The sequence below is a fragment of the Candidatus Dependentiae bacterium genome (assembly GCA_026389065.1).
Classification (GTDB): Bacteria; Babelota; Babeliae; order Babelales; family Chromulinivoraceae; genus JACPFN01.
Map to the genome: position 1 here is coordinate 1 of JAPLIP010000029.1, position 8423 is coordinate 8423.

General features: G+C 36.2%; 8 protein-coding genes. 7 read left to right on the forward strand and 1 reads right to left on the reverse strand.

From position 1 onward, the window contains the following. Positions 1 to 312: 312 nt before the first annotated feature. From NTU89_01215 to rodA, 7 genes are all read left to right on the forward strand, one after another. Positions 313 to 2325, forward strand: a complete 2013-nt coding sequence (locus NTU89_01215; GenBank protein MCX5923165.1) for a hypothetical protein — start codon at positions 313 to 315, stop codon at positions 2323 to 2325. Next, positions 2322 to 2756 carry a hypothetical protein gene (locus NTU89_01220; GenBank protein ID MCX5923166.1) on the forward strand — a complete coding sequence of 145 codons (435 nt, stop codon included), beginning with the start codon at positions 2322 to 2324 and terminating at the stop codon, positions 2754 to 2756. Before NTU89_01215 ends, NTU89_01220 begins: the two co-directional genes overlap by 4 nt. Next, complete coding sequence (locus tag NTU89_01225; GenBank protein ID MCX5923167.1) at positions 2753 to 3400, forward strand: hypothetical protein; 648 nt, start codon at positions 2753 to 2755, stop codon at positions 3398 to 3400. The genes NTU89_01220 and NTU89_01225 overlap by 4 nt, the downstream gene beginning before the upstream one ends. Positions 3401 to 3435: 35 nt before the next feature. Next, positions 3436 to 3861 (forward strand): cytidine deaminase, encoded by a 426-nt coding sequence (gene cdd / locus NTU89_01230; protein ID MCX5923168.1) that lies wholly within the window; start codon positions 3436 to 3438, stop codon positions 3859 to 3861. A 4-nt stretch (positions 3862 to 3865) separates the two neighbouring features. Continuing rightward, positions 3866 to 4705 (forward strand): hypothetical protein, encoded by an 840-nt coding sequence (locus NTU89_01235; GenBank protein MCX5923169.1) that lies wholly within the window; start codon positions 3866 to 3868, stop codon positions 4703 to 4705. Positions 4706 to 4753: 48 nt separating this feature from the next. Then, entirely contained in the window at positions 4754 to 6325 is a 1572-nt protein-coding gene (locus NTU89_01240) for a hypothetical protein (GenBank protein MCX5923170.1), read from the forward strand. 97 nt (positions 6326 to 6422) lie between these two features. Beyond that, the gene (gene rodA / locus NTU89_01245; GenBank protein ID MCX5923171.1) at positions 6423 to 7529 is read left to right on the forward strand and encodes a rod shape-determining protein RodA; all 1107 of its coding nucleotides are present in this window, start codon (positions 6423 to 6425) and stop codon (positions 7527 to 7529) included. Positions 7530 to 7570: 41 nt separating this feature from the next. Here the strand turns inward: rodA and NTU89_01250 are convergent, their stop codons facing one another. Next, positions 7571 to 8380, reverse strand: coding sequence for an ankyrin repeat domain-containing protein (locus NTU89_01250; GenBank protein MCX5923172.1), 810 nt, complete (start codon positions 8378 to 8380; stop codon positions 7571 to 7573). Between the last annotated feature and the right edge of the window lie 43 nt (positions 8381 to 8423).

Here is an 8423-nt window from a genome sequence, read left to right on the forward strand (position 1 = left end):
ACCAGTAACTCCTAAATATAAAAAAAGTTGCGTGCTACCAAATTGAAAGTAACGCGCAACTTGTTCAATGACAAAATAACCAAGCACCACTATCGAAAGTACATAGGAAGCTTGAACAACTTTTTGAGTATTTTCCATACTAATTTCTCCTTTGTTAAAAACTATATTGTTCAGACTTCTATATCACACGATCAGTTTGCAACAGTTTTTATCAACTCTTGATATTTTCAACCAGAATATTTTACAATTTCATAGCCTGACAACAAACAAAGGCTTACAATTATTGTACTCATCAGATTATATGGAGGCATCATGAAAAAATTATTCGCACAAAAAAATCTGTATCTTTTGTCTTTGATTATGACCTTTACAACTTTTTCAAAAGAATCGCCCCATAAAGCAACTGCATCGTGCGGCAACTTTTCTTACTCACAGTCTTTTGAGGGCTCTACAGAAAGTAAGGCTTCTTCAAGCAGCTCTGGTTTTTTTACTTCTTCTTCAAATCAAACAACATTTCCTTGCAACCAGCACCTTTCTTACAGCCAAGAACAACTTAATGATCTTGCGTTTCTTGCTTTTTTAAAAAACCAAATTGGGGAGTCAAGATTTGCTCAGTTCATGCATGAATGCCACATCAATGAGTATGGTTGCAGCAAGAACCGTTTACATGCAATTATAAAGCATTACAGTTTTGAAGAGTTGGAGCGATTAATTATTCATGACCAAGGGTTAACTAAAGAGCAAGCACTAAACACTTGGCAATGGTTTTGCAATCAAAGATATGGGAGATCGGCCAAAAAAAATGATGGCTATGAGCGCATTGTCAAAAAGTATGATCAAAAAGAAAAAGTAAAACTCAAACAGCTCGAAAAAGAACAAACCTTAAAGCAAGAGCGACAAAAACTAGAAAAAGAGCAACGAGATAAACAAGAATTGCTCGAACTGCAAAAAAAAGAAGAACTTAAAATTTTTAAAAAAGCTGAGCAACATAAAGTTTTACGACTCAGGACTCAAAAAGAATTTATTGAGACTCAACTCAGTCAGTGCGGATTAGATCCTGCGCAATGTATGTACTTGCCGCAGGATTTTAAGCTGCTTGAAGATCAATACAAATATTTGGATCAGTTTTGCAAAGAAAGATCTGAGCCAGATAATTCACCAGTCTGGTCAGAAAGAATGTGTGCTGTGCAAAAAACGCAAGATCAAAACTTTGCCCAAAGCTTGCAAGAAACTATCCTTTCACCACAAACCTGTGGCTACTTACTTGCTAGTGATTTACAACCAAACCATTATAAGTTTTGTTATGGTACTGCACTTCAGCAGCAATTTCACTTAGAAATTTGTAGCAACTTTGAAAATATTGCAAAGACACAACAAAACTTTTTGCTATCGTCGTCATTTCTAAATTCAGCAACTGTCTCCATCGATGCGGCCCATTGGTCAAATCAATTTGAATCAATGCCTCTTGCGATGCACCTAATCGACTTAGGCAATACTTGCTACAAGATAGGCCAATGGACAATTGAAAATGGCCCAATCTATGCTCAAGCAATGGCTGATGGAGTGGTAGAATCTGTTTGGGATTTTGCGCACATGGTTACTCATCCTGCAGAGCTTGTCCAAAACCTGAGCCAAGCTGCATGGTTTGTGCTTGACACTATGGCACTTGCAGATCAAGACTCAATTGGCGCTACTTTGCCCTTTGCTCAAGAACAACTCCAAGAAAGAATTAACACAGTGGGTGCTGCAGCGCTGACTTTACAAGGCAGTGTTATAAATTCTACGGGTCCACAGCGAGTCAAAATGGCAACCAAATTTACTGCAGATTGTGTTTTTATGCATAAGGCAACGCAAGCAGTGGGAGCTGTAGCAGGCATTTTACAAACACAATCGAAAGCCATGAGAGCCACACAGTATGTTGCTGACTTTATGGGCCATGAGCCTGCATTTGCATCTGCAGCTGAAAGTATTTCTCAAGCAACTCAAGAGCTTGAAACTTTTATGCAAAAAAGCGTTGCTCAAGAGCTTACACCAATTGCAGAGTCTTTAGAAAAAGCTGGGATTGCCTCTTTAGAATCAAAAATCATAACAAGGTCCGTTACGCAAGTTGCAGAAAACATAGAAAACGTTGGCGTTAAAATTCCGCTAATAAATGGTGAATTCAGTTTTCAAATTCCACTGAGCAACGTCGAATTATGCAATGAAGTTAAGACTCTCGCAGAAAACCTAGTTAAAAAATCAAACGTTATTATAAATCAAAAGCTTCGCGACCAATTCAAGCCAAAATGGAATATCGAAAATGGCTTAAAAAAAGAGTTACTATGAACATGGATCATATTTTAAACTATGAAGTTTCTTTTTCTGCAAATAAAAAATTAGGGATTATGGAAATTGAATTTTCTGGAGGACATTTAGCTGGAAGCACTGAGGCTTTAGCAGAGAAAGGATTGGTACGGATTACTAACAAACAACAGCTGCCAAGTGGTTGCTGGGAGTTTGTTTTCGAGGACTCCTTTACTGGAAAAGAATTTACAAAAACAGAGTTCCATGCTTCTTGGAACGAACAAACAATTATCAAAAACAGTTGGGATATTTTTGATAACCCATTAATTCCTGAATACCCTGTCGAAGGTGGTAAAATTGGAAAATTTGGAATAATAGAAGATAAAGAGTTAACGGTCATAATAAAGAGACACGAAAAAGACATAAACATAACTACATCCGCACCCTATAAAGTGAAAGAAAAACTGGTATGAAAATATTTTTAAAGTTAACAGATAGCAAAAGTCGATACTGGATTTTTGAAGGAGCTCAAACTAAAAACTTTTTATTGAGTAATTTAGTATTTTTTTTAGAAGCATGGGGAGACAAAGATCCTACTAGGATATATAAATCAATCGGCATGTGTTGGGAATGGTTACATTTAGATAGAACTGAAGATATAAACAACATTTATTTATGGAATAAGTCGGAATTAAAAAAACAAGCTAAAGTATCAGGCTTAAGCCAACAAGAGCAAGAAGCTTTTGAAGAAGGTTATGATGCATACTCAGACAAACGTAGAGATGATATTCCAAAATTATACATGAAGATAGAAAACTATGTTGAAATTGTAGAAAAATGGCAAGAAATTGTACTCAAGCAAAAGCCCAACTTTATAATTTTGTCACAAGACGATTCAGGATATGTTGACTTAGTTGGCAAAGATGAGCTTTCGCAGAAAGACTTAGCAGACATGAAAATCGAACATGAAAAATATTTAAAATATAAAGTAGCTTACGACAAATATGTAAAATCTCGACCAGACATTGTCGATGAGTTATGGCACGGCCCTCAGTCAAGTGAATACGAGGCTGACTGGCAAAAGTTTTATGAGCCTGATGATAAAAATAATTTATAATTAATCTTTTTTAACCCTACAAGAAAATAAAACCTATGAACAATCAAAGCATTTCCAATATCGATCTAAGCCCCCTCATTGAGCATGCGACGTCCATGCAAGCTAACGCCATTGCAACATACTCAAATTTTAAAGTTGGGGCTTGCCTAAGAACTCAAGATGGAGCGCTCATTGGTGGGTTTAATATCGAATCAGCATCTTATGGGCTCACCATGTGCGCAGAGCGCGTTGCAATATTTTCTGCACTTGCTCAAGGTCATAAAAATTTTACTCACTTAATTCTTGTGACAAATATTGGCGTTTTCCCTTGCGGAGCGTGCAGACAAATGATATATGAATTCTGTAAGGAAGCTGTTATCGTTGTTGCAAAACTAGATGACATCATCATGAAAACAACGATCCAAGAATTGATGCCACATGTTTTTTGTAACGATGATCTTGAAATGTCCAAAAAAGGTTGATGCAATGAAGCAGATTTATGGTCTTTTGTGTCTGATTATCCTGGCATCTGCAATGTCTGTGTATTCATTAATGGCCAAAGATGATTACCATGAAAACATTGAGCAAAATGCTCATATTTGGAAAAAAACATACATCGATACTTTATCAAACTCACATCACACAGAAACTCTTATTGATCTTATTTTACTCAGTTATTTTGTAGCGCAAGAATCATGCAAAATGATTCTTGCAAAGCTCACTATCCAAGAAGAACTTTGCAATATTTATACCCCCTCGCTGAGCGAATCTTGGCAAACAAATATGCAAATTAGCAAAAACGATACCAAAAAGCTTGAATATGCTGTTGAATCAATTAAGCAGTCACAAATAGCTTTTCAAGAACTATTTAGCAAGTTAAAAATTATTGGGCCACAGCTCCTTCAAGTAAATCCTCAACCAACTCAAACATTAATTACTGACCTGAAAAGCTCTTTAATTTCATGGGGCAAAAAGCAACAAGAGGTTACTGATCAACTCATGCTCGTACAAAATGAATTTTCCCTTGCAATCGCAACGATATCAGACATAAAAACTTTATTTGATACGGATTTTCATAAGCATGTTCATTTAAAAGAGGCTGCTCAATATGTATCAAAAACATATAGCGATATCGAAAGCGTTATGGCTCATCTGACAAAAATACGAAAAGAAAGCATTAAAAAAATTGAACTCTTTTTCTCTATGTTTTTTAAAACCTACTACAGCGAAATTTACAATTCGCTATCAATTCAACAACGTCAATCTTTCTCTACTCTGGCTACTTCGTCTGGAAAATTACCCCAACCTGATGCATTTTTCTTATAAAACAGTAAAGTCTTTATAGATTGTTTTTACTTTTTATAGGGATGTTTTATGAGAAAATCAACGCTTGCTTTATCTGGACTGCTATTAATTCTAGCTTTTGCTCAAACTCATGAATTCTTAGGTCAAAACAGTGATTCTCAAAATAGATTTCCATCAGGAAAACAGACCTATCAAGAGCTAAACAAAGATGAAAATAATCCATTTGTAATCAGCTTTGGAACTTCAATGTCTCAAACTCAAAGCTCAAGTCAAAATACCGTTAATCCTGACTACATAGCTTCAAGGCTACAAGAAGTTTCTCAAAAACAAAATGATCCAAGCGCATGGCTCGGACACAGTGGTAGAATTTGGTACGTGCTCAGATCATTGCCATCAGCAAGCTGCTCACACTGTCGCAAAACAACCACCCCTGAAAAATTAGATCTTATAAAAGACTCCAAAACTATTGAATTTATAATCAAAAATGTTGCTAAAAACAAATCTGCTAACACATTAACCATGACAAAGTGCCCAAGCTGCAAGAAATCAAAAACTCTTACCACAGCATTTAAAAACATACCTGTTTTTACCAAAGCGCATAGACTTGCGATGGCTGAACAATGCAACAGCCTAAATCTTAATACCCAACAAGGCTGCAGATCACTACCCGCCTACAGAATTTCACTTGAAGCTTGCGACGCATTGAAAGATAATTCTACTGAAATAGACCCTAGAAAATTACAAGACCAAGCTCATTTCCTTGCTGGGTTTAATGGAAACATCGTTGCTTTTGCGCATCACTACTCAAACCCACAAGCAATACCAGATTTATTTGAGCAGTCGCACCACATTCCATGGTTTGCAAACTACTGCGCAGAGCTCGTTAAATCTTGCCCGCAAATCACTCATATTTGCCCCATAAGCCAACCAACCGCGTTTGCATACCGCATAGCTCGAAACAATGATCTTCCTCCGTTCTCGTGCAAAATTAGCCAAGAAGAGTTTTTTGCCAATATTACCCTGGCTCAAGTTCAGGCAAGTATCGAAATTAAAAAAATAAATCCAAATGTTAAGGTTTTGGTTTCTCATCAATGGAAGCCTATGAAAACGGCTCACCAAGCTGGAGACCCAAGACAATTGCTAGAAAAAGTCATCTGCCAAATAGCTGACAAGAAATATAACGGCACATTTGTAAGGCTCATCAAGCCTTTTGAAAAACATTTTGATGGTATTGCATTAAGTATTTATCCACCAATTCATTTCAATTTATGGAATCCTGAAGGCAGCAATTGCTCAGGCGTCATAGATGCAAAATCGACACTAGAAGCTATCATTGCAACAAGCAAAGCATTCCCAGGCAAAGATATTTATATCACTGAAACTGGTTGCAATACTCCAAATCCTCAAACAAAAAAAGATTTTATAGATATGACTTTGTACGCTTGTAAACTTGCAAGGGATAAAGGAATTCCAGTAAAAGGTATTTATTTCTGGGGGCATACAAATGATCCATTGTTTTACTCAGAATGGAACTCTGCTCCAGGAACTACGCATTTTGCACCCTTTGATACATTAGACACTACAAACCCTACTGCTTCTATAAATGCTTCGGGGATGCACATCAAAGAGATTATCTCGTAGCGCAAGACTCAGCTCTAAAATAAACGTGTACAAAAAGAATCCTTAATCGTATAATTTTTTTGTTCTAAAATTCTTTTACTTTCAACAAATAAACGACATGCTTTTTGTAAACAAACGACACCTTTGCTACTTCGATTGGATAAGCCTAAGCCTTGTTTTAATTCTTTCAATTATTGGCCTTTCTTTTGTCTTTAGCACCACATGCAAAGATGGAAATATGTCTTTATTTTTCAAAAAACAGTTCTGTGGAATTTTATCTGGAATTGCTATCTATTTTTTTTGCAGCTTTATCGATTATCATACGATTTGCCGGGTTGGTTATTGGCTCTACATTTTAACCATTGGCCTTCTTTTATTTACGCTCATAAAAGGTTCTGTGGGGATGGGAGCACAAAGATGGATAGATCTCGGGCTCATAAAATTCCAGTCTTCTGATTTAGCCAAACTGTTTTTCCCCATGTTTATCACATACTATTTTTTACACGACAATGAAAAAGATACGCAGGCTCAGCACATAACTTATGGAATACCACTGGCTATCATTGGTCTTTGTTTCTTACTTGTCGTCAAACAACCAGACCTTGGAACAGGCCTGGTTATTCTTTTTTCTGGATCATTAATGCTCTGGTTTACTGGACTTGATATGAAGTTCTTTATGGCTGGAGCTTTTTTACTGCTCCTGACAGCTCCAATTTCATGGCACTTTTTAAAGCCGTATCAAAAAAAACGTATCTTAGTTTTTTTAGGAGAGGGAGATAGAAATAAAGAGCGCTACCAAATCGAACAGTCAAAAATTGCGGTTGGCTCTGGTGGACTTTTAGGCAAAGGTTTTGGAAAAGGAACTCAAAATAAATTTTGTTTTTTGCCTGAAAGTAGAACCGATTGTATATTTTCTGTTCTATGCGAAGAGGCAGGATTTATTGGTGCAATATTTGTTTTACTGCTGTACCTTTCACTGTTTTTACAACTCGTTAGACTTATTTCGACTATCTCATCGTTATACCCAAAGCTGATGTGCCTTGGCCTTTTAGCCCCTATTGTTTTTTCAACCATGATCAATATTGGCATGGTGCTCGATTTAATGCCTGTGGTTGGAATCCCCCTGCCATTTATGAGCTATGGAGTTACACACATCTGGACTACTTTTGCCAGTCTTGGCTGCATCAACAGCGTAACTTGTCAAAGATATGCCCAGGATATGTAAAAAAAACACATCCCGGGCAAAATTGTAGTTAGTTCTATTTTTTAAAGTGATTTATAAACTTTATCAGCCTCACCTTTTAAAGAAGCCATTGCAGATCTAAGATAATCACTAATCTCTTTATAGTCATTTTTATCTTCCATATCTGCAGAATCGACTTTACTTTCTGCAATATCTGCTGCCGTCTGACCATCTTTATTTTTAATAGCTAGATTTGATCCTGCATTAACTAATGTTTTTACTGTGTCTAAGCAACCACCAACTACAGCATAATGCAATGGCGTATCACCATCACTATTCTTAACATTTAATTTTGATCCAGAATTAATTAAAGCTTGTGTTACATCTAAATGTCTAAGACCTGCCGCAAAATGTAATGGTATAGTTCCATCACTACTCTTAACATTTAATTTTGATCCAGAATTAATTAAAGCCCTAACTATATCCAAATTTCCATTCTCTGCTGCCATATGTAATGGCGTATAGCCATGATTATCCTTAATATTTACATTTGCACCAGCAGCAATCAAAGCTTTAACAGGACCATAAAAACCATTATCTGCAGCAACATGTAATGGCGCATAGCCACCAAGATTACTCTGTTTATTTATATTTGCACCAGCAGCAATCAAAGCTTTTATGACTTCAACATGGTCATTACTACTCGCTATATTAATTGGGAAATTTCCATAATTATCAGAAGCATTTAAATCTACTCCTTTTCTAATCAAAGACTTGACTTGCCTTATATCGCCCGTTTCTATTGCCTTATGCAATAAATCTTGCTTAGAAATATGATCACAGGCTAATCCTAAAGACATACTAAGAAAACCCGCAAATAACATTTTTTTCATCAAATCCTCCATTTTTTATAATTTTTAATCTCTTTACTTAAAG

What these genes read in the sequence shown, in the direction of transcription:
- cdd (MCX5923168.1), top strand. Translation starts at nt 3,436, where the DNA reads ATGAACAATCAAAGCATTTCCAATATCGATCTAAGCCCCCTCATTGAG.
- NTU89_01250 (MCX5923172.1), bottom strand. Translation starts at nt 8,380, where the DNA reads ATGAAAAAAATGTTATTTGCGGGTTTTCTTAGTATGTCTTTAGGATTA.
- NTU89_01215 (MCX5923165.1), top strand. Translation starts at nt 313, where the DNA reads ATGAAAAAATTATTCGCACAAAAAAATCTGTATCTTTTGTCTTTGATT.
- rodA (MCX5923171.1), top strand. Translation starts at nt 6,423, where the DNA reads ATGCTTTTTGTAAACAAACGACACCTTTGCTACTTCGATTGGATAAGC.
- NTU89_01225 (MCX5923167.1), top strand. Translation starts at nt 2,753, where the DNA reads ATGAAAATATTTTTAAAGTTAACAGATAGCAAAAGTCGATACTGGATT.
- NTU89_01235 (MCX5923169.1), top strand. Translation starts at nt 3,866, where the DNA reads ATGAAGCAGATTTATGGTCTTTTGTGTCTGATTATCCTGGCATCTGCA.
- NTU89_01240 (MCX5923170.1), top strand. Translation starts at nt 4,754, where the DNA reads ATGAGAAAATCAACGCTTGCTTTATCTGGACTGCTATTAATTCTAGCT.
- NTU89_01220 (MCX5923166.1), top strand. Translation starts at nt 2,322, where the DNA reads ATGAACATGGATCATATTTTAAACTATGAAGTTTCTTTTTCTGCAAAT.